Genomic DNA, 20542 nt, shown 5'->3' with positions numbered 1-20542 from the left:
GGAACAGGGTTCATCATGAGTCATCAACTTACCTTCGCCGACAGTGAATTCAGCAGTAAGCGCCGTCAGACCAGAAAAGAGATTTTCTTGTCCCGTATGGAGCAGATTCTGCCATGGCAAAACATGGTGGAAGTCATCGAGCCGTTTTACCCCAAGGCTGGTAATGGCCGGCGACCTTATCCGCTGGAAACCATGCTACGCATTCACTGCATGCAGCATTGGTACAACCTGAGCGATGGCGCGATGGAAGATGCTCTGTACGAAATCGCCTCCATGCGTCGGTTTGCCCGGTTATCCCTGGATAGCGCCTTGCCTGACCGCACCACCATCATGAATTTCCGCCACCTGCTGGAGCAGCATCAACTGGCCCGCCAATTGTTCAAGACCATCAATCGCTGGCTGGCCGAAGCAGGCGTCATGATGACTCAAGGCACCTTGGTCGATGCCACCATCATTGAGGCACCCAGCTCGACCAAGAACAAAGAGCAGCAACGCGATCCGGAGATGCATCAGACCAAGAAAGGCAATCAGTGGCACTTTGGCATGAAGGCCCACATTGGTGTCGATGCCAAGAGTGGCCTGACCCACAGCCTAGTCACCACCGCGGCCAACGAGCATGACCTCAATCAGCTGGGTAATCTGCTGCATGGAGAGGAGCAATTTGTCTCAGCCGATGCCGGCTACCAAGGGGCGCCACAGCGCGAGGAGCTGGCCGAGGTGGATGTGGACTGGCTGATCGCCGAGCGCCCCGGCAAGGTAAGAACCTTGAAACAGCATCCACGCAAGAACAAAACGGCCATCAACATCGAATACATGAAAGCCAGCATCCGGGCCAAGGTGGAGCACCCATTTCGCATCATCAAGCGACAGTTCGGCTTCGTGAAAGCCAGATACAAGGGGTTGCTGAAAAACGATAACCAACTGGCGATGTTATTCACGCTGGCCAACCTGTTTCGGGCGGACCAAATGATACGTCAGTGGGAGAGATCTCACTAAAAACTGGGGATAACGCCTTAAATGGCGAAGAAACGGTCTAAATAGGCTGATTCAAGGCATTTACGGGAGAAAAAATCGGCTCAAACATGAAGAAATGAAATGACTGAGTCAGCCGAGAAGAATTTCCCCGCTTATTCGCACCTTCCCTAAGAAAACCGGTGACTAATAAACTGAAACTAATAATGCCGAAAATACGAAAATGAAATCGAGATAAGGGTAAGCGATCTAATCTTGCGCCGATAGGGTCACAATGTTCCATCTGGATGCCTCAAATTCAGCTAAAATATAAAGTATGGCGATCGCGGCAGAATAAAAATTGCCGCGCCATCCATCATCATTAGTTTTTTGGCATTAACCCGATGCGATTTTAAATAATATCAGCACCCTCATCTGACGTTAATAGACGAGTTGAATATTATTTTCTTTGCAAAATGCAATCCACTCCGCACCCGGTGCCTTATTGGTTATAAGATAATTAATATGACTAAAATCGACTAACTGGACAAAGGCTTTACGATCGAACTTAGAGTGATCGACCAATAGGGCCACTTCTGTCGCCTGACGGATCATCGTTTTCTTGATTTCCGCTTCCGCTTCATTAGAGTCAAGCGCCCCGCTCTGCATGTCCAGGCCTTTGCAACTCATCACCATGATATCAACATGATAGCGACTGATAATCTCTTTGGTGATCCGCCCCTGTAACGATAGCGTGTTCTTATTCAGCTCACCGCCGGTAGAAACCACTTTAATTTCCGACTGCGCAAGCTCATGAAATGCTTCCGCCGAGTTGGTTAATAACGTGAGGTCGTTTCTTTCCTTAAGCAGCTTTAATAATTCCATGGCGGTACTGCTGGAGTCAGCAGCCATAGTGGTTTTATTTTTAATAAACGGTAATGCATTGTGAGCAATAATCTGTTTTTCTTCAAAGAAAGACTTTGCGCGCTTATAAAAATGAATATTGTCGGACAGCGCAGTGGTATTTAATACCGCCCCGCCATACGTTCGGGTCAAAAAACCTTCATCTTCGAGCTTTTCCAGATCGCGGCGAATGGTTTCCTCAGTCACCTGAAAAATTGAGCTTAAATTAGAGACCGCCACTTTCTTATCATTAGCCACCATTTGCTTAATGGCCTGAATTCTGTCTTTTGCCGCCACGATGACACCTCTGTTTCCTGCAAAGTAATAATAAGACCTTAGTATCTCACAGGCTATGTTTATTTTCAAAAGAACATGTCTGAATCACAGATTTAAATACTCTTTTACACAGAAACAGAGGTTAGTAACATCACTCTTATTTCGTATCCAACGCCTCTGCCATTCGCCTCATCAATAATGAATCATCATCGGTTAACGAGATCGTCAGGGCTTCAACGTTTTCACGTACCTGCTCAGGTGCCGTCGCCCCGCTTAACAGGGTGATTAAATCACTCTGCTTTAAAATCCACGCCAGCGCCAGCGCCGGGATCGAGCAGCGATATTTATCGCACAGTGGCTGCCACTGCTCGAGCATATCAATCACCCGCAGCATATTTTCCCGCTGGAACCAGACTTTGTTGGCCCGCGCACCGCCAGGGACATAATCCCGCGTGATGGTTCCGGTCAACAGCCCCTGCTCAAGCGGTGAGTAGACCTGTACGATGATGCCATTCTGCTGGCATAGCGGCAGCAGTTCAGCTTCCAGCGCCCGATCAAGGATGCTGTACTTGGCCTGGATGATATCCAGCTCGCCGTGCTTGAGATACTCCTTGATATGCCCGGCATCCACATTCGCCGCGCCAATAGAGCGGATTTTCCCCTCTTTCTTGAGCGCGTTAAGCGTATCCATGGTTTCCGCAATGGGCGTAAAGCAAGGCTCTACCGACTGCCAGTGGGTCATATAAATATCAATGCTGTCGATACCGAGCCGTTGCAGGCTGGCGTCCACCTCTTCGCGAATCGACTCAGGCGTAAGGTTTTTATACAGCTGGCGGTCGCCCACTTTGTTAAACAGGCTGCCTTCCCGCTCCCAGACAATGCCACATTTGGTTTCAACAACGATCTCGCTGCGCGGCAGCTTTTTCAGCGCCTGCCCGACAATCACTTCGCTGTTACCGAAGTTGTAGCCCGGCGCGGTATCAATCAGATTAATGCCGCAACGGTGCGCTTCAAGAATGGTGTCGATACACACCTGCAAATCAAGATCGCCATTCCATGCCGGACCGCCGCCGATGGCCCAGGTGCCCAGCCCCATGCGGGAGAGCGTAATATCCGTACTGCCTAAAGGAATCATTTTCATCTGCTGCTATTACCCTTCGTATTCGTCGAGAAGTTGTTCAACCAACTTTCTATTTTTCACGCCCGTCGTGGCACCCACGCTGAGTACCGATATCGCCGCCGTCGCGTTGGCAAACAGCGCGCAGTCGCGAAGCGGTTTGCCTTCAAGCAGCGCGGAGATAAACCCCGAGGCGAAGTTATCTCCCGCGCCGATGGTGTCGATGGCGGTAATTCCCGACACCGCCGGGACCTCCATTTTCATATCAGCACGCTTGATAAAGCAGCCTCTCTTGCCGGTCTTAATGACTACCGTTTTCACACCACAGCTCAGGAAACTGTCGGCTATTTCATCCAGTGTCTCTTTCCCGGTGAGCAGTTTTGCCTCGTCAAAATTGGGAAACAGATAATCCACATAGCTCAGCGCTTCACGGATGTCGTCCAGGGTTTCATTCAGCCGCGGTTTAATCATATCGGCGCAGATAATGAGCTTATGCGCTTTCGCCTGAGTGAAAATAGCCGTTAACGCTTTGCCGTTCAGCAAGGGACTATTAAAGATGCTTGCCAGCGACAGCAGCTTTGCCTGCGAGAAACGGTCAAAATCAACATCATTAATATTCAGTTTCCACAGGCTGCCGTTGCGGTTGGTGACAAAGGTGCGTTCACCATCGGCTGTGACTAAACCCACGTTAATGGAAGTATCAATATCCGCATCCTGTTTCAGGCTCTGAATATCAATATTCTCCCGACGGCAGTGGTCGACAATAAAATGACCCGCTGCATCGTCACCTACCCGGCTTATTAACGCAGTACGATGACCGAGACGAGAAATAATCGTCGCTTCATTAATCGCGTCTCCCCCGGTGGTCATGGCAATACGTTCTAACGGATAAGAATCTACATCAAAGATATTTTTACTCACCGGCTGCAAGGGAATATCAACAATAGCCGCCCCTATACAAATAACCTCGATCTTATCCATATTGTCATTCCGCTTTACCGTCTGAACCAAACAATTTGATTTTCTCCAGCGCGCGCTCTTTTACGGCTTTACGTACTTCACGCTCTACGTGCAGGAACGGCTGGTCCTGGTTCTCCTGCACCGCCACCATCGCGGCCTGGCACAGTTCGGTGTGAATATTGATTTTCGAAATGCCTAATGAAATGGCTTTCTTAATATCCGCATCGCTAATACCAGAGGCACCATGCAGCACCAGCGGAACGGATACCGCCTGGCGCACGCGTTTAACCACGTCAAAGTTCAGTTTCGGTTCGGAGGTGTAGACGCCGTGCTGGTTACCAATCGCTACCGCCAGCGAGTCACAGCCAGTACGCTCGACAAACTCAGCCGCCTGGCTTGGGTCAGTGTAGTGATAACCGGCCAGCGCCTCTTCGTAGACCGTTTCATTACCCACATGGCCCAGCTCTGCTTCAACCGGAATACCCAGCGGGTGGAAGAAATCGACCGCCTCTTTGGTCAGGCGAATATTTTCTTCAAAATCAAAAGCGGAAGCATCACGCATCAGCGAGTTCATGCCGTGGGTCCAGGCGTTATGGATAATCTCCATACTGCGTCCGTGATCCCAGTGGGTAATGACCGGTACCGAGGCCTTTTTCGCCATAGAAACCATCATATGCGAAAAATCTTCAAACGAGGTATTGCCGACAAACCCGGTACCGAACGAGATAATTACCGGCGATTTCGACTCTTCCGCCGCATCAATCACCCCCATTAACATTTCCGCATTCCACACGTTAAAGTGGGCAATAGCATAATGTTTATTCTGGGCATCGTTTTCCCAATATTTAATATCTGCTAGCATGGTTATTTCTCCCTTTTCAATTAATTAATGATTAACTTTAATAACGCCTTTAATAATGTCGCGTTTGTTATTAACGGATTCATCAAACGCGCGCTGAACATCTTCATAATCGTAAATATGCGTCACCATCGACTTCACATCGAAACGACCGGAGGAGATGGCCTCAATGGTGACCGGATAGCGGTTGGCATAGCGAAAGACGGTCTGAATCGAGACTTCACGGTTAATTTTGAGGAAATTAATCGCCGAATCACCGGGTACCGTGCCGACAATCATGATTTTGCCGCCACGCATCACCAGATAAGGGGCCTGCTTAACGGTGATGGCTGAACCGGCGGTTTCAAAAACAATATCGGCCCCCATTTCGCCTGAGAATTGCTGGCAGCGGACTACCGTGTCCTCTTTTGCCCCGTTGATGACGGTCGTCGCCCCAAGCTTCTCGGCCATGGCCAGGCGTTTTTCCAGCACATCCACCACCGCAATGTCGGTTGCCCCCATGCACTTACAGGCTTGCAGAGTCATTAAACCGATACAGCCGGCCCCCAGAATGACGATTTTCTTCCCTGGTTTAACATCCGCCAGCATCGCGGCATGCATCCCTACCGCCGCAGGCTCTACCAGCGCCCCTTCCATGGTGTCCATATTATCGGGCAGCTTGTAGGTGAAGCTCTCCGGGTGACACAGATAGTGGGTTAGCGCACCGCGATAATTTGGCTGGGTAGCCATAAAATCGACATCCGGGCAGATGTTGTATTTACCTTCCAGACAATAACGACAGTGGCCGCACGGCACGCCGGGCTCAATATTGACCCGGTCGCCAGGTTTGAATTTGGATACCCGACTCCCTACCGCCACCACGGTACCCGCGCATTCGTGCCCGAGGCCAATTTCCTGGTTGGGGTCTTTTGGCGGAATAAAAGGACCCGATTCGAAACCATGAACATCTGAGCCGCAAATACCGACATATTCAATGTTAATCAGCACTTCATGCTCTTTCGGTACCGGCATATCGGCGGTGATAATCTTCATCGTGCCGGGCGTTTTTAATATTGCTTTTGAATTTTGCATTTTCTTTCCCATCAATATTATTTGCTGGTGGCTGCATCAATACCGAGACTTTCGACAGAGACACCTTTGGTTTCAATTCCGATAGTAGCGATGGCAATGGCGACAATAATGGAGACCGCCCCGAGCAGTACAAACACTCCCGTCACGCCGTAACTATTAAGCAATACTGCGACCGCGTAAGGCGCAGCGATGCCGCTGATACGCCCCACCGCATTTGCCAGTCCGGAGCCACGCAGTTTCGCTTCGGTTGGCCATATTTCCGGTACATATACCGCTGAGGCGTAGCAAACGTACATATACACAAAGGTAATCAGGAAGAAGCCTATTAACGTAATCAGCAGCATGCTGGTTTGCAGCGAGTAGATATATCCCAGCACGGCGATTAATACTAATAAGCCCACCCCCATGGTCTTTCTGGGAATTTTATCCATCACCAGCATGGCGATAAATATTCCAAACGGCGCACCAAACATACTCATGGTATTTAAGACAATGGAATCTTTCAGGTTAATGCCCTGGGTCATAAATATCGTCGGCAGCCAGTTAATTAAGGTGTACTGCACGACGTTCATGGCAATCAGAACAAAGGAACCTAAAATAACGCGCTTGAGTAATACGCCGGTTAATAAAGCCGAATACGGAACAGAGCGCGGTGCCTTGCCGTCATCTTCTATCACCACTGGCGGCAGTGGCTTACCGGTCTGCTGAACCACGCCCTCTTCTATTGCCCGCATCACTTTTTCGGCTTCCGCGTAGCGTCCACGAGACTCCAGCCAGCGAGGCGACTCGGGGAACCAGCGCCAGGCAATGGCGGTGGCAATCAGCGATAGCACCGCCGGGATCAGCAGTTGCACGCGCCAGTTCCATTCAGTACTGATTAACGGCGTCAGTCCCATCGCAATCAGCGAGCACAGCGGATAAGACCAGTTACCGATAAACGAGACCCTACTGGACCAGGTACCGCGATTTCTGCCAGGCATATATTCGGTGAACCCGGCAAACAGAGTCACCAGCAGCGCACCTAATCCCACCCCCATCACAAAACGGCAGGCAATCAGGAAGGTCATATTTGGCGAAAACGCCCCCACGACCATGGCAATAATATGAATCGCTTCATACAGGATAAAGGCATTTTTGCGCCCGGTTTTATCCCCGATAATTCCCCCGGCAAGCGCGCCGAGAAACATTCCCGCCGTGGTAATGGCGGAAAACGTAGCGGTGGTGGAATTATCGGTCCAGCCAAGTTCTTTTAACTGCGCGAGAATTAATCCGCCGACGGCATTACTCCAGCACACCAGTAATCCAAAGGCGACCATGGCAAACATCGATGAGTGCCAGCGACAGTCAGGCAGCCTGTCCAGCCTGGCGCCGCAGTGCGGTTTTGCTATCTGTTCCATCCGGGAACCTTCCTTTAATAAATGGGGTTATTCATCAAAGTCGTAAGTCATGATCACTTTAATTGCGGTTTTATCGACCATGGCGTCAAAGCCTTCGCGCCATTGCGACAGGCCAATACGGTGAGTGATCATCGGTTTAACTTTGATCGCGCCGCTGGCCAGCAGGCGAATGGCGTTGCGCCAGGACGTGGAGTCATAGGCCATATGACCAATGATGCTTTTGTTCCACGCGGTGATGTCGTTGATGGAGAAATCGAGAGGTTTAAAGCCCATGCCGACGCGAACGACTTCACCATTCGGGCGCAGCATTTCGATCGATTGTTTAAGGGCGATATTGGCACCGGAGCATTCGATGACCAGCCCCAGATTGTCTTTACCGCAGATTTCCTGGCAGCGCGCGACCACATCTTCGGTGGAACCGTTAACAACAGCTGTCGCGCCCAGTTCTTTGGCGATCGGGAAGCGTACGGCAACATCCTCTTCCAGCCCGACCATCACGATATTCACGGCCCCCATAATGCGCGCCATCTGGACCGAAAAGAGGCCCAATGGACCGGTACCAAAGACCACCACATCCTGGCCTGGAAGGAATTTAGATTGCTGGGCGATAGATTTGTAGGCGTTGCAGATGGGGTCCAGCACCGCCGCTTCTTCATAATCAACGCCCTGCGGAATTTCCCACAGCGCGTGACGGTGAATTTTGAGGATTTCCCCCGGCACCAGACAGTATTTCGAAAATCCACCACCCCAGGTATTGTTGTCCAGACCCAAATTCACTTTTTCTGTGCAACACAGAAAATCACCTTGTTCGCAGGCTGGACAAACGCCGCAGACGTGTCCGCTGTTGTCAGAAACCACCCGCTGGCCAACTTTCCAGTCCTTGACCTTTTCCCCCACCCGCACAACGTTGCCCGCAAATTCATGGCCACGAACGGAGTTGAACTGGTCGGAACCGCTGTCGACATTGTAATGCTTCATGTCCGCGCCGCAGATAGCCGCCGCTTTGATTTCAATCACTACGTCATCCGGACCGCATTCCGGTTCCGGAACCTCAATCATCTTATAGCCGCCAAAGGCCTTACCAAATCTTGCCAGTGCTTTCATTGCGTCTTCCTTTGTGTTTAGTTTGCATCAGTGGCACCAATACTTAACCACAACATCTTCAAGGTCAACATTAAATCTTTAAAACACAGATAATGATCTGCATTTCACAACTTGGATCACAAATACCGCGAAATGGGTGTTACATGAAGGTGGAGGATTGGAAGAAAGAAAAATCGACAGGCGTGCCGCTGCGCTTATACGTACAGCCGTGAACACCTTCGCAGTTTTGTATTGTGGATGATGCTAGCCTGCTAAGGTTGTTTTTTCGCCACGCCATTTCCGTGGCGTGTTTGTTTTTAATGTCTTTTTAGTCAAAGAGGATCAGATATGAAACTTTTGCCTTTGTTGGCAGCATTACCCCTGCTCTGCGCGAGCGTTGTTTCCGCTAACTCACTGATGTCCGTCGGCTACTTTAACGGTGGTGGTGACGTCACTGCCGGTCCTGGCGGCGATATCGATAAGCTGGACGTGCGCCAGATTACCCATCTCAACTACTCGTTTGGTCTGGTCTATAACGACGAAAAAGACGAAACCAACGACGCTCTAAAAGACACCAGCAAGCTGCATCAAATCTGGCTATCACCGAAAGTGCAGGCTGATTTGCAGAAAATTCCCACATTGCGTAAGCAGAATCCGAATCTGAAAGTTCTGCTTTCCGTCGGCGGCTGGGGGGCACGCGGCTTCTCTGGCGCAGCGGCAACGAAGGAGACCCGTGCGGTATTTATTCAGTCAGCACAGGAGATTGTTGAAAAATATGGTCTTGATGGTATCGACCTCGACTGGGAGTATCCGGTCAACGGCGCATGGGGGCTGGTCGCCAGCCAACCGGCCGATCGGGATAACTTTACTGCCCTGCTGAAAGAGCTACGGGCGGCCTTTGGGCATAACAAGCTGGTCACCATTGCCGTGGGCGCAAACGCGGAGAGTCCGAAAAGCTGGGTGGATGTGAAAGCGATTGCCCCGTCGCTTGATTACATCAACCTGATGACTTACGACATGGCGTACGGCACCCAGTACTTCAACTCCAACCTGTATGACTCGACGCAGTGGCCGACGGTGGCGGCAGCGGATAAATACAGCGCCGATTTTGTAGTCAATAACTATCTTGCCGCTGGTCTAAAACCGAGCCAGATGAACCTGGGTATTGGTTTCTATGGCCGGGTGCCTAAACGCGCCGTCGAGCCGGGCATCGACTGGAGCAAACCTGATGCACAGAAAAATCCGGCGACGCAGCCTTACTTCGAAGCACAGCAAGTTGAGCTGTTCAAGTCGTTAGGTTTTGATCTGACCAAAGATACCTATGTGAAATACAACGACATTGTGGCGAAGCTAATCAACGATCCGCAGAAGCGTTTTACTCAGCACTGGGATGATGAAGCGAAGGTCCCGTGGTTGTCGGTGCAGTCGGCTGACGGTAAAGCGCTGTTCGCCCTCTCCTACGAGAACCCACGCTCGGTGGCTATCAAAGCGGAGTACATCAAGAGCAAGGGCCTGGGAGGCGCGATGTTCTGGGAGTACGGCGCGGACGATCAAAACCAGTTAGCGAAACAGCTCGCAGAGACGTTAGGGATCAAGCACTGATCGACTCTGTGCCATGCCAGGCACAATAGGTTATGATTATCACCATCCGCTGCGCCAGACATTGGCGCAGTTTTTCATTTTCTATAGGAGGCATGGGGTCTTATGGCTTTTATCCCCAAAAACTACGCCCGTCTTGAAGTCGGTTATCGCGAAAAGGCGCTAAAAATTTTTCCCTGGGTCTGCGGGCGCTGTTCGCGCGAATTTGTTTATTCGAACCTGCGTGAGTTAACGGTGCACCATATCGACCACGATCACTCCAATAACCCGGAAGATGGTAGCAACTGGGAGATGCTGTGCCTGTATTGCCACGACCATGAACATTCCAAATACACTGAAGCCGATCAGTATGGCTCCACGGTGGTGGCGGGCGAAGATGCGCAGAAAGACATCGGCGAAGCAAAATACAACCCATTTGCCGATCTGAAAGCAATGATGAATAAGAAGTAACGCCAGGCGCTCATTACGCTTCAGCGCCCGGCGTTCAACAGCCGGGCCAGGCTATCAGGATTTAAACGTCGCAATCGGTTCAGGCGTAATGCCAAACTCAACCTTTAGCTGCTGCTTGCTCTTCATCACCATTTGTCCGTTGGTATCGATAGTCATATGCTGCGCTTCAACGTTGTGTCGGGCCTGCCAGAGCATAACCAGTTGCAGACTGTTCTCCTTCTGCTCCGCCGTTAACGCCACGCCATCCGGCCATTTCCCCAGCTCCACTGCCGTCGCCAGACGCTGATAAACTTCCGGCGTCATGCTATCGATAATTTGTTCAATTTCCATCTTCCGCCAGCCCCGCTTTGGAATAATTTGCTGAATCGGTTTTTCAACCTTTAATTTGCTCACCATTTTCATCATTGGTGAAGCTTAAAGACGCCGAATTAACACAAAAACGCTCGCCGGTGGGTTGCGGACCGTCCGGGAACACATGTCCAAGATGAGCATCGCATTTTCCGCAGCGAATTTCAGTGCGCTGCATACCGTGGGAGTAGTCCGTTAGATAACGGATCGCGTCCTCGCTGACTGGCTCATAAAAACTCGGCCAACCACAGCCCGAATCATACTTGGTTTGCGAGTGAAACAGCGCTGCATCGCACACCAGGCAGTGATAGACGCCATCGCGTTTGTTGTGGAGTAGCCGCCCGGTGAACGGCGGTTCAGTACCGTGATTCTGCGTCACGTAAAACTGCATCTCGCTCAAATCTTTTTTGAGCTCGTCCGAGGAGGGTTTATTCGACATTGGCTTGCTTCTCGCTGTGTAAAGGACAACTTTTCGCGTCAATTCTAACAAAATATTAACAATGAAGCGTGAACTTTTGTTCTAAACTTAGGCGATGCCAAAAGGCAGCTACGCAATTGTGATTAAGATCACGTTTTTATCTTTAATGCCCTTTAAAATTCCGGGCGCAGCCCCCATATGGAATTGGGCTCAAAGGGAAAGTGGGGTAAATCAATCGCGCAAAGGTATGCTGAGGATTGATTTGTCGCAATGATTGACACGATTCCGCTTGACGCTGCGTAAGGTTTTTGTAATTTTACAGGCAACCTTTTATTCACTAACAAATAGCTGGTGGAATATATGACTATCAAAGTAGGTATCAACGGTTTTGGCCGTATCGGTCGCATTGTTTTCCGTGCTGCTCAGGAACGTTCTGACATCGAGATCGTTGCAATCAACGACCTGTTAGACGCTGACTACATGGCATACATGCTGAAGTATGACTCCACTCACGGCCGTTTCAACGGTACCGTTGAAGTGAAAGACGGTCATCTGATCGTTAACGGTAAAAAAATCCGTGTTACCGCTGAGCGTGATCCGGCTAACCTGAAGTGGAACGAAGTAGGCGTTGACGTAGTTGCTGAAGCAACTGGTCTGTTCCTGACTGACGAGACTGCTCGTAAACACATCACTGCTGGCGCGAAAAAAGTCGTTCTGACTGGCCCGTCCAAAGACAACACTCCGATGTTTGTTAAAGGCGCTAACTTTGACAAATACGAAGGCCAGGACATCGTTTCTAACGCATCCTGCACCACCAACTGCCTGGCTCCGCTGGCTAAAGTTATCAACGACAACTTCGGTATCATCGAAGGTCTGATGACTACCGTTCACGCGACCACCGCAACTCAGAAAACCGTTGATGGCCCGTCTCACAAAGACTGGCGCGGCGGTCGTGGCGCAGCTCAGAACATCATCCCGTCCTCTACCGGTGCTGCTAAAGCTGTAGGTAAAGTACTGCCAGAACTGAATGGCAAACTGACCGGTATGGCGTTCCGCGTTCCGACTCCTAACGTATCTGTTGTTGACCTGACCGTTCGTCTGGAAAAAGCTGCTTCTTACGAAGAAATTAAGAAAGCAATCAAAGCTGCTTCCGAAGGCGCAATGAAAGGCGTTCTGGGCTACACCGAAGACGACGTTGTATCTACCGATTTCAACGGCGAAGTTTGCACTTCAGTATTCGATGCTAAAGCAGGTATCGCTCTGAACGACAACTTTGTGAAACTGGTTTCCTGGTACGATAACGAAACGGGTTACTCCAACAAGGTTCTGGACCTGATTGCTCACATCTCCAAATAAGTTGAGATGAGAAAGTAATCTGTAAGAGCGACTTCGGTCGCTCTTTTTTTTGTCTGAAGATAAAGGATTGCGTAATGATTAATAAAATTTTTGCCCTCCCGGTTATCGAACAGCTTACCCCTGTCCTCTCCCGCCGTCAGCTTGATGACCTTGAGCTAATCGTCGTTGACCATCCGCAGGTTAAAGCCTCCTTTGCCCTCCAGGGCGCTCATCTGCTCTCCTGGAAACCTGCCGGAGAAGAAGAAGTTCTGTGGCTCAGCGGTAACACACCGTTCAAAAATGGCGTTGCCCTGCGCGGCGGCGTACCGATTTGCTGGCCGTGGTTTGGCCCAGCGGCACAGCAAGGCCTGCCTTCACACGGCTTCGCGCGCAATCTGCCGTGGACGCTGAAAGCGCATAAAGAAGACGACAACGGCGCGGTGCTGACCTTTGAACTGCAAAGCAGCGATGCGACTCGCCAGTACTGGCCGCACGAGTTCACGCTATTAGCCCGTTTCAAACTGGGTAAAACCTGTGAGATTGAGCTGGAAGCACACGGCGAATTTGAAACCACTTCCGCCCTGCACACCTACTTCAATGTTGGTGATATCGCCGCGGTGAAAGTGAGCGGCCTTGGCGATCGTTACGTTGATAAAGTCAATAATGCCGAAGAGGGTGTATTAAGCGACGGCGTACAGACGTTCCCTGACCGTACCGACCGCGTTTATCTGAATGCGGATGCCTGCAGCGTAATTCATGACGACGCGTTGAACCGCAACATCGACGTTATCCATCACCATAACAGCAACGTGGTAGGCTGGAACCCAGGACCGGCGCTTTCTGTCAGCATGGGCGATATGCCTGACGATGGTTATAAAACCTTCGTTTGTGTAGAAAGCTGCTGCGCGATCGAGCCACAGAAGGCCAGCGAAGAGAAACCTTCGCGCCTGGCGCAAACCATTCGCGTGGTGAAACGCTAAGATCCAGATTGGATAGTCTTGTATTTGTGCCGGGCGGCGGCCAACGCCTTGCCCGGCCTACGGTACTTAAGCCCCGCTGAGTCGGGGTTTTTCTTTAAACCATATCCAGCGGCGTTTTTCTTCCCGGTGCCGGATAGGCTTTATCCAGAAGCGCCAGCTCCTCGGCACTGAGCATAATTTCCAGCGCTGCAGCGTTTTGCTCTACGTGCTCGATGCTTGCTGCTTTTGGGATAGCCAGCACACCCTGATGGCTAATCACCCACGCCAGTAGCACTTGTGCGGCGGTGACGCCTCGGGCTTCAGCGATATTTTTCACAACGGTATGATTTAAAAGTCCATTGCGCAGGCGTCCGGCCTGAGCCAGTGGACAATATGCCATCACCGGCAGCCGCTGCTGCTGGCACCACGGCAGCAGGTCATGCTCGATACCGCGGGAAGCCAGGTGGTAGAGCACCTGATTGGTCGCGCACTGATCGCCACCGTCCGTCTGCCAGAGCTGCTGCATATCATCGTAATCGAGATTCGACACGCCCCAGCGACGAATTTTCCCCTGCGCCACCAGCGCTTCCATGCCTTCAACCGTTTCCTGCAATGAATAATCACCGCGCCAGTGCAGCAAATAAAGATCAAGATAGTCGGTATTCAGGCGGCGCAGGCTGGCTTCGCAGGCGCTGGCTATTTTGCGCCCACCAGCATTCCAGGGATAGACTTTGGAAACCAGCACTACACGGTCACGCTGCCCGCGAATCGCTTCGCTCACCACCTCTTCCGCACCGCCATCAGCGTACATTTCCGCCGTGTCGATAACCGTCAGCCCCAGATCGATGCCCGCACGTAGTGCAGCGACCTCCTGAGCATGCAGCGCCTGATTTTCGCCCATATACCAGGTACCCTGACCAATTACCGGGACTGCATCATGCTCACCAAAACGTATTGTCCTTTCTGCCATAAATTCCTCCTGTCGTTTGATTGCACCACCGTAATGCAAAACAGGGCTTTACGCCCTGTTTTGATGCACGAATTGCCTTGTAAAGAAGCACAATCAGAAGGAGTAAGTGATCCCGGTAGAAATCACACCGCTCCAGGATTTGTCCACCATCGGGCTATCGGTGATTTCGTCAGACAGGCGGGTATAGCGTGCAACGCCGTATACGCTCCAGTCGCCGAGGAAACGATAGTTTGCCGACAGCTCCAGGTACGGGTTCCAGCTGCTATCCGGATCGTAGCTACGCATACCGCTGCGATCTGATTCATGCTTCGAAACGCCATAGTAGTACTCGTTCTGATTGTCGCTATTCCACTCCACGCCAATACCCGGCGTAAGCGTCAGGTTACCGTTGGTATAGCGATACAGCCAGGCCAGATCCCACACAATGCCGTTACTGTTATCCAACGTATCGCCTGCCAGGGCGGTACGCAGGAAACCGTACTGTGTATGGTGTTCGTAAGAAAGCCCGGCCATCACTGTGGATTTACGTTTATCCAGGCGACGCATTTGCTGGCTGTCGCTATCACCCGGCTTAAAGTACATCGGCGACCAGTAGGCGGTAATCGAGAGCTTATCGTTGGTATCATTCCACAGGTAGTAACCACCACCTAAACCACGAAACCAGAAGTTATCGCTCTCATAATTAATAACGGGCACCGGGTAAACATCAGCATCGTACTGCTTGTAAGGATGTTCGACGACACCCACACCCGCACCCAAAGTGAACTTCCCTTCAGCGTGTACGACGGATGCTGAAGTCACAATCAACACACCAAGTGCCAGAAGTTTGATTTTAGTCACGATCCATATTCCTGTTGTCAAATAATCAGCGCAGGCAGTTTAACGTTGTAAACGTCATGCCTCAAATTCTTTACCTGTCATTACACTAAACTAACTAATTTCTCATCCTCAGATGACTGCAGGCTGACAACAAAATGACAGCGTGATGACGCCCGTTGACAAGACGTGAGTAAAGCCGTCGCTTTTCTTGATGAGTTATTGATATGTCATTGAAATTGATTTTCTGTGCCATGCAAGTTTTCCAAATGCATCTACGCTTTAATTTAGAAGAAGTAATTGCGGGGCACGTTATCCGGAGACTTCGCCAACCTGGCATAAGGGTTGCTGGAGAATCAGTGAACGTTGTGCGGCTTACCTCTTCCGGGAGCTCCCACTATTCATATGAACGGCTCTCAACCTGTGCTAAATACGAAAGGACGGCATGCCATGAATATATTCGATCACTATCGCCAGCGTTATGAAGCTGCCAAGGACGAAGAGTTCACACTGCAGGAGTTTCTTACCATCTGTCGGCAAGATCGCAGTGCTTATGCTAACGCAGCAGAAAGATTGCTGATGGCCATCGGTGAGCCGGTCATGGTCGATACGGCCCTGGAACCCAGGCTATCCCGTCTCTTTTCAAACCGGGTTGTCGCACGCTATCCGGCGTTTGAAGAGTTTTACGGTATGGAAGATGCTATCGAGCAAATTGTTTCTTACTTAAAACACGCCGCTCAGGGGCTGGAAGAGAAGAAACAAATTCTGTATCTGCTGGGACCCGTGGGCGGCGGCAAATCATCGCTTGCCGAACGCCTGAAGTCCTTAATGCAGCGCGTCCCGATTTACGTTCTGAGCGCCAACGGGGAGCGCAGTCCGGTTAACGATCACCCGCTGTGCCTTTTTAATCCGCAGGAAGATGCGCAGATTCTTGAGAAAGAGTACGGCGTGCCTACCCGCTATCTGGGGACTATCATGTCGCCATGGGCGGCCAAACGTCTGCATGATTTCGGCGGCGATATCACTAAATTCCGCGTGGTAAAAGTCTGGCCATCTATACTGGAACAGATTGCCATCGCCAAAACCGAGCCGGGTGACGAGAACAACCAGGATATCTCCGCGCTGGTGGGTAAAGTGGATATCCGTAAGCTGGAACACTACGCGCAGAATGACCCGGATGCCTACGGCTATTCCGGCGCCCTGTGCCGTGCCAACCAAGGGTTGATGGAGTTCGTTGAGATGTTCAAAGCGCCAATTAAGGTGCTGCATCCACTGCTGACCGCCACTCAGGAAGGAAACTATAACGGCACCGAAGGGATCTCAGCCCTGCCGTTCAACGGGATTATCCTTGCCCACTCCAACGAATCGGAATGGGTTACCTTCCGTAATAACAAAAACAATGAGGCCTTCCTCGACCGTGTGTATATCGTCAAGGTGCCTTATTGCCTGCGCATCTCGGAAGAGATCCGTATCTATGAAAAACTGCTTAACAACAGTGAACTGACCCATGCGCCTTGTGCCCCAGGCACCCTGGAAACGCTATCGCGCTTCTCAATTCTGTCGCGCCTGAAAGAGCCGGAAAACTCGAGCATTTACTCAAAAATGCGCGTTTATGATGGCGAGAGCCTGAAAGATACCGATCCGAAAGCGAAATCCTACCAGGAGTATCGCGATTATGCCGGTGTCGACGAAGGGATGAACGGCCTGTCCACCCGCTTCGCCTTTAAGATCCTTTCGCGGGTATTCAACTTCGACCACGCGGAGGTCGCTGCTAACCCGGTACATCTGTTCTACGTCCTGGAACAGCAAATCGAGCGCGAACAGTTCCCGCAGGAGCAATCCGAGCGTTACCTGGAGTTCCTCAAAGGCTATCTGATCCCGAAATACGCTGAGTTTATCGGCAAAGAGATCCAGACTGCCTACCTTGAATCCTATTCTGAGTATGGGCAGAACATTTTTGACCGTTATGTCACCTACGCCGACTTCTGGATTCAGGATCAGGAGTATCGCGACCCGGATACCGGTCAGTTGTTTGACCGCGAGTCGCTGAATGCGGAACTGGAAAAAATCGAGAAGCCGGCCGGGATCAGTAATCCGAAAGACTTCCGTAACGAGATCGTCAACTTTGTGCTGCGCGCCAGAGCACATAACAGCGGGCGTAATCCAAACTGGACCAGCTACGAAAAACTGCGCACGGTTATTGAGAAGAAAATGTTCTCTAATACCGAAGAGCTGTTGCCAGTCATTTCCTTCAACGCGAAAACGTCAACCGATGAGCAGAAGAAACACGATGATTTTGTCGACCGCATGATGGAGAAAGGTTATACCCGCAAGCAGGTTCGTCTGCTGTGCGAATGGTATCTGCGGGTCCGTAAATCATCCTGATAGACCAGCCCGGCAGGCAATAACTGCCGGGCTAATAAAACTGCGTATACCCAGTGACATTCTGCTGCGGGGCACACGCTCCCGCCGGAATGACCAAGGGCATCAGTTGGCAAATGCAGTACAGGAGGGCATATGACCTGGTTCATAGACCGACGCCTGAACGGGAAAAACAAAAGCGCAGTCAACAGGCAGCGCTTTCTGCGCCGTTATAAAGCGCAGATAAAACAGTCGATCTCCGAGGCTATCAATAAACGCTCGGTGACTGATATTCAGAGCGGAGAGTCCGTCTCCATCCCAACGGACGATATTAACGAGCCGATGTTTCATCAGGGTCGCGGCGGGCTGCGCAATCGCGTGCACCCGGGTAACGATCACTTTGTACAAAACGACCGCATCGAACGCCCACAGGGCGGCGGTGGCGGTGGTGGCAGCGGTCAGGGACAAGCCAGCGCCGACGGCGAAGGACAAGATGAATTCGTCTTTCAGATTTCGAAAGATGAATATCTGGATCTGTTATTTGAAGATCTGGCCCTGCCAAACCTGAAAAAAAATCAGCAACGGCAGTTGACGGAGTTTAAGAGCCACCGTGCAGGTTATACCGCCAACGGGGTACCGGCTAATATCAGCGTCGTTCGCTCGCTGCAAAACTCGCTGGCGCGGCGTACTGCAATGACAGCGGGTAAGCGTCGGCAACTGCACGCGCTGGAAGAAGATCTGGATATCATCAGCAAAAGCGAACCAGCACAGCTGCTGGAAGAGGAACGCCTGCGTAAAGAGATTGCCGAGCTACGGGCGAAAATCGACCGCGTACCGTTTATCGACACTTTTGACCTACGCTACAAGAACTATGAAAAGCGACCAGAGCCTTCAAGCCAGGCGGTGATGTTCTGCCTGATGGACGTCTCCGGATCGATGGATCAGGCAACCAAGGATATGGCCAAGCGTTTTTACATCCTGCTGTATCTGTTTCTCAGCCGGACCTATAAAAACGTGGATGTCGTTTATATACGCCACCATACGCAAGCTAAAGAGGTCGATGAACACGAATTCTTTTATTCGCAGGAAACCGGCGGCACGATCGTCTCCAGTGCCCTGAAATTGATGGATGAAGTGGTCAAGGAGCGTTACGACCCGGGGCAGTGGAATATCTACGCTGCACAAGCATCGGATGGTGATAACTGGGCTGATGACTCGCCGTTATGTCACGAATTGCTGGCGAAGAAAATTCTACCGGTTGTGCGTTACTACAGCTATATCGAGATAACCCGACGCGCACATCAGACGCTGTGGCGCGAATATGAGCACCTGCAGTCAACGTTCGAGAACTTTGCCATGCAACATATCCGCGACCCGGAGGATATCTATCCGGTGTTCCGCGAACTGTTCCACAAGCAGACGTCAAAATCCGACGGTTAGTCTATCCAAAACAGCCAGCGACGCGTTGTTGCTGGCTGTTTCCACCCTCACTTAGCCAACCTGTTCACACTCCGGCGTCAGTGGCAGCAGGTCAGAATCAATCTCAGCCATAATCAGGCTGGCGAGGTTCTGCTTCTGATGCACCTTACCGCACTGGACAATGATCTGCCGCGCGTTGTCATAGCCAGGAGCCCAAAGCCGATTGTTCATGCGCACATCTTTATAGATGGCGATCAGCGGTTTTTTCCATGCCGCCGCCATATGCACAACGGAAGTATCCGGTGAGATAACCAAATCAGCTTGTGCAATCAGCGCCATAGTATGGTGCAGCGTTTTAAACGGATTCACCCTCACCTTTTCGGGCAAAGGAATGCGGATCTCATTGCGATGATCGAGCAAGACAATGTTTATATCAGGATAATCTGAGCGTAATTTTTCAATGATTGACGCGAGTTGTTCCTGCGACAAACTGCGGTCCTGATGCCCGGCAAAAATATTAATCACCACCTTACGCCCATCCAAACCGGCCAGATACTCGCGAACTTGCTGATAGGTATCCTGCGGAATATGCAGGTCATAGGACTCCAGATGCTTTTTATCCAGCTTCAGGTGATCGGCAATAAGTGCAAATGTCTTGCTGACGTGCCAGTTTTCGCAGTCAAAATCAAAGGACTTGGTGTAGTGGTTAATCGACGCCCACTTATTAAACCCCAGCACTGACTTAGCTTTTATTTGCCGTAGCAGCAGCATTCTGTGTACAGGGATATCAAACAGCGAGGGGTCAATAATAATATCGTACTTATTATTCGCAAGCTCATCAATTACAGGTTGAGGAACATTGTGTTTGAATTTACGCAGGTAATCCGCGGAATTGACATTTTCAGCTTCATAGATGCGACGGATGTGCGGATTGTGCCGCATAACCTGACTGTTTGACTTTGTCAGCAGGAAATCAACGGTCATCCCCGACTCATGGAGGCATTTAACCAGCGCCGAATCCACAACCACATCGCCTATCGCCCCTTCATTACGCATCATCAGAACCGTTTTAGCCGATGACAAGTCGACATCATGGCGTTTGCGATTATCCCAAAATGCTTTGGCGATATGAACCCGCAAGACATTGCGTACTTTCTTAACAAAGTAATTACGGCGCCTGTTCAGCTCTCTTATTTTTTTGAACTTCCTGGGGGATACCTGCACCGCTGTGTTTTCCATCATCATAACCT

Annotated in this window: 19 protein-coding genes and 1 pseudogene; 7 read left to right on the top strand and 13 right to left on the bottom strand. The window is 50.9% G+C overall.

Translation table 11 applies throughout. The annotated features are described in order from the left end of the window. The first annotated feature begins 15 nt into the window (after nt 1–15). Nucleotides 16–996 carry an IS5-like element IS5 family transposase gene (locus HV127_RS19450; protein WP_042934497.1) on the top strand — a complete coding sequence of 327 codons (981 nt, stop codon included), beginning with the start codon at nt 16–18 and terminating at the stop codon, nt 994–996. 148 nt (nt 997–1144) lie between these two features. Here the strand turns inward: HV127_RS19450 and HV127_RS31770 are convergent. From HV127_RS31770 to HV127_RS19415, 8 genes and pseudogenes are all read right to left on the bottom strand, one after another. Next, a pseudogene (locus HV127_RS31770) lies at nt 1145–1255 on the bottom strand (hypothetical protein); the annotation flags it as partial. A gap of 137 nt (nt 1256–1392) precedes the next feature. Continuing rightward, the gene (locus tag HV127_RS19445; protein WP_110273574.1) at nt 1393–2151 is read right to left on the bottom strand and encodes a DeoR/GlpR family DNA-binding transcription regulator; all 759 of its coding nucleotides are present in this window, start codon (nt 2149–2151) and stop codon (nt 1393–1395) included. A 136-nt stretch (nt 2152–2287) separates the two neighbouring features. After that, nucleotides 2288–3271 carry an aldo/keto reductase gene (locus HV127_RS19440; RefSeq protein WP_110273575.1) on the bottom strand — a complete coding sequence of 328 codons (984 nt, stop codon included), beginning with the start codon at nt 3269–3271 and terminating at the stop codon, nt 2288–2290. A 9-nt stretch (nt 3272–3280) separates the two neighbouring features. Continuing rightward, nucleotides 3281–4228 (bottom strand): sugar kinase, encoded by a 948-nt coding sequence (locus tag HV127_RS19435; RefSeq protein WP_182238036.1) that lies wholly within the window; start codon nt 4226–4228, stop codon nt 3281–3283. A 4-nt stretch (nt 4229–4232) separates the two neighbouring features. Beyond that, nucleotides 4233–5069 carry a ketose-bisphosphate aldolase gene (locus tag HV127_RS19430; RefSeq protein ID WP_096757304.1) on the bottom strand — a complete coding sequence of 279 codons (837 nt, stop codon included), beginning with the start codon at nt 5067–5069 and terminating at the stop codon, nt 4233–4235. A 24-nt stretch (nt 5070–5093) separates the two neighbouring features. Next, nucleotides 5094–6137: an NAD(P)-dependent alcohol dehydrogenase gene (locus tag HV127_RS19425; protein ID WP_182238034.1), complete on the bottom strand. Its 1044-nt coding sequence runs from the start codon at nt 6135–6137 to the stop codon at nt 5094–5096. Between the two features lie 17 nt (nt 6138–6154). Continuing rightward, nucleotides 6155–7534 carry an MFS transporter gene (locus HV127_RS19420; RefSeq protein WP_182238032.1) on the bottom strand — a complete coding sequence of 460 codons (1380 nt, stop codon included), beginning with the start codon at nt 7532–7534 and terminating at the stop codon, nt 6155–6157. 27 nt (nt 7535–7561) lie between these two features. Next, nucleotides 7562–8638 (bottom strand): zinc-binding dehydrogenase, encoded by a 1077-nt coding sequence (locus tag HV127_RS19415; protein WP_182238030.1) that lies wholly within the window; start codon nt 8636–8638, stop codon nt 7562–7564. A gap of 327 nt (nt 8639–8965) precedes the next feature. On the opposite strand from HV127_RS19415, the gene HV127_RS19410 reads away from it, so the two are divergent. Together HV127_RS19410 and yajD are read left to right on the top strand one after the other, a co-directional pair. Beyond that, a complete protein-coding gene (locus HV127_RS19410) occupies nt 8966–10219 on the top strand; it encodes a glycoside hydrolase family 18 protein (RefSeq protein ID WP_181482619.1) in 1254 nt (417 codons plus the stop codon). 102 nt (nt 10220–10321) lie between these two features. Beyond that, nucleotides 10322–10666 carry an HNH nuclease YajD gene (gene yajD / locus HV127_RS19405; protein ID WP_112217055.1) on the top strand — a complete coding sequence of 115 codons (345 nt, stop codon included), beginning with the start codon at nt 10322–10324 and terminating at the stop codon, nt 10664–10666. 54 nt (nt 10667–10720) lie between these two features. Here the strand turns inward: yajD and HV127_RS19400 are convergent, their stop codons facing one another. Both HV127_RS19400 and msrB read right to left on the bottom strand, forming a co-directional pair. Beyond that, nucleotides 10721–10996 (bottom strand): YeaC family protein, encoded by a 276-nt coding sequence (locus HV127_RS19400; RefSeq protein ID WP_110273659.1) that lies wholly within the window; start codon nt 10994–10996, stop codon nt 10721–10723. 43 nt (nt 10997–11039) lie between these two features. Continuing rightward, on the bottom strand, nt 11040–11453 hold the full coding sequence (msrB, locus tag HV127_RS19395; RefSeq protein WP_182238028.1) for a peptide-methionine (R)-S-oxide reductase MsrB: 414 nt from the start codon (nt 11451–11453) through the stop codon (nt 11040–11042). A 339-nt stretch (nt 11454–11792) separates the two neighbouring features. Between msrB and gapA the strand changes: the two genes are divergently transcribed. Both gapA and HV127_RS19385 read left to right on the top strand, forming a co-directional pair. Further along, on the top strand, nt 11793–12788 hold the full coding sequence (gapA, locus tag HV127_RS19390; protein WP_110273585.1) for a glyceraldehyde-3-phosphate dehydrogenase: 996 nt from the start codon (nt 11793–11795) through the stop codon (nt 12786–12788). A 74-nt stretch (nt 12789–12862) separates the two neighbouring features. After that, complete coding sequence (locus HV127_RS19385; protein ID WP_182238026.1) at nt 12863–13747, top strand: D-hexose-6-phosphate mutarotase; 885 nt, start codon at nt 12863–12865, stop codon at nt 13745–13747. 94 nt (nt 13748–13841) lie between these two features. On the opposite strand, the gene HV127_RS19380 is transcribed toward HV127_RS19385, so the two are convergent. After that, nucleotides 13842–14696 carry an aldo/keto reductase gene (locus HV127_RS19380; RefSeq protein WP_182238024.1) on the bottom strand — a complete coding sequence of 285 codons (855 nt, stop codon included), beginning with the start codon at nt 14694–14696 and terminating at the stop codon, nt 13842–13844. Nucleotides 14697–14789: 93 nt separating this feature from the next. Further along, nucleotides 14790–15536 carry a MipA/OmpV family protein gene (locus tag HV127_RS19375; protein ID WP_182238022.1) on the bottom strand — a complete coding sequence of 249 codons (747 nt, stop codon included), beginning with the start codon at nt 15534–15536 and terminating at the stop codon, nt 14790–14792. Nucleotides 15537–15962: 426 nt separating this feature from the next. Between HV127_RS19375 and yeaG the strand changes: the two genes are divergently transcribed. Together yeaG and HV127_RS19365 are read left to right on the top strand one after the other, a co-directional pair. Further along, nucleotides 15963–17897, top strand: a complete 1935-nt coding sequence (gene yeaG / locus HV127_RS19370) for a protein kinase YeaG (RefSeq protein WP_142514194.1) — start codon at nt 15963–15965, stop codon at nt 17895–17897. Between the two features lie 132 nt (nt 17898–18029). Next, the gene (locus HV127_RS19365; protein WP_181482626.1) at nt 18030–19313 is read left to right on the top strand and encodes a YeaH/YhbH family protein; all 1284 of its coding nucleotides are present in this window, start codon (nt 18030–18032) and stop codon (nt 19311–19313) included. A 51-nt stretch (nt 19314–19364) separates the two neighbouring features. Here HV127_RS19365 and HV127_RS19360 read toward each other — a convergent pair whose 3' ends face one another. After that, a complete protein-coding gene (locus HV127_RS19360) occupies nt 19365–20534 on the bottom strand; it encodes a glycosyltransferase family 9 protein (RefSeq protein ID WP_182240734.1) in 1170 nt (389 codons plus the stop codon). Between the last annotated feature and the right edge of the window lie 8 nt (nt 20535–20542).

Source organism: Klebsiella sp. RHBSTW-00215 (assembly GCF_014103785.1).
GTDB lineage: Bacteria > Pseudomonadota > Gammaproteobacteria > Enterobacterales > Enterobacteriaceae > Klebsiella.
The sequence above is the reverse complement of the archived record's forward strand: the minus strand, read 5'-3'. Positions and strand labels throughout refer to the sequence as shown.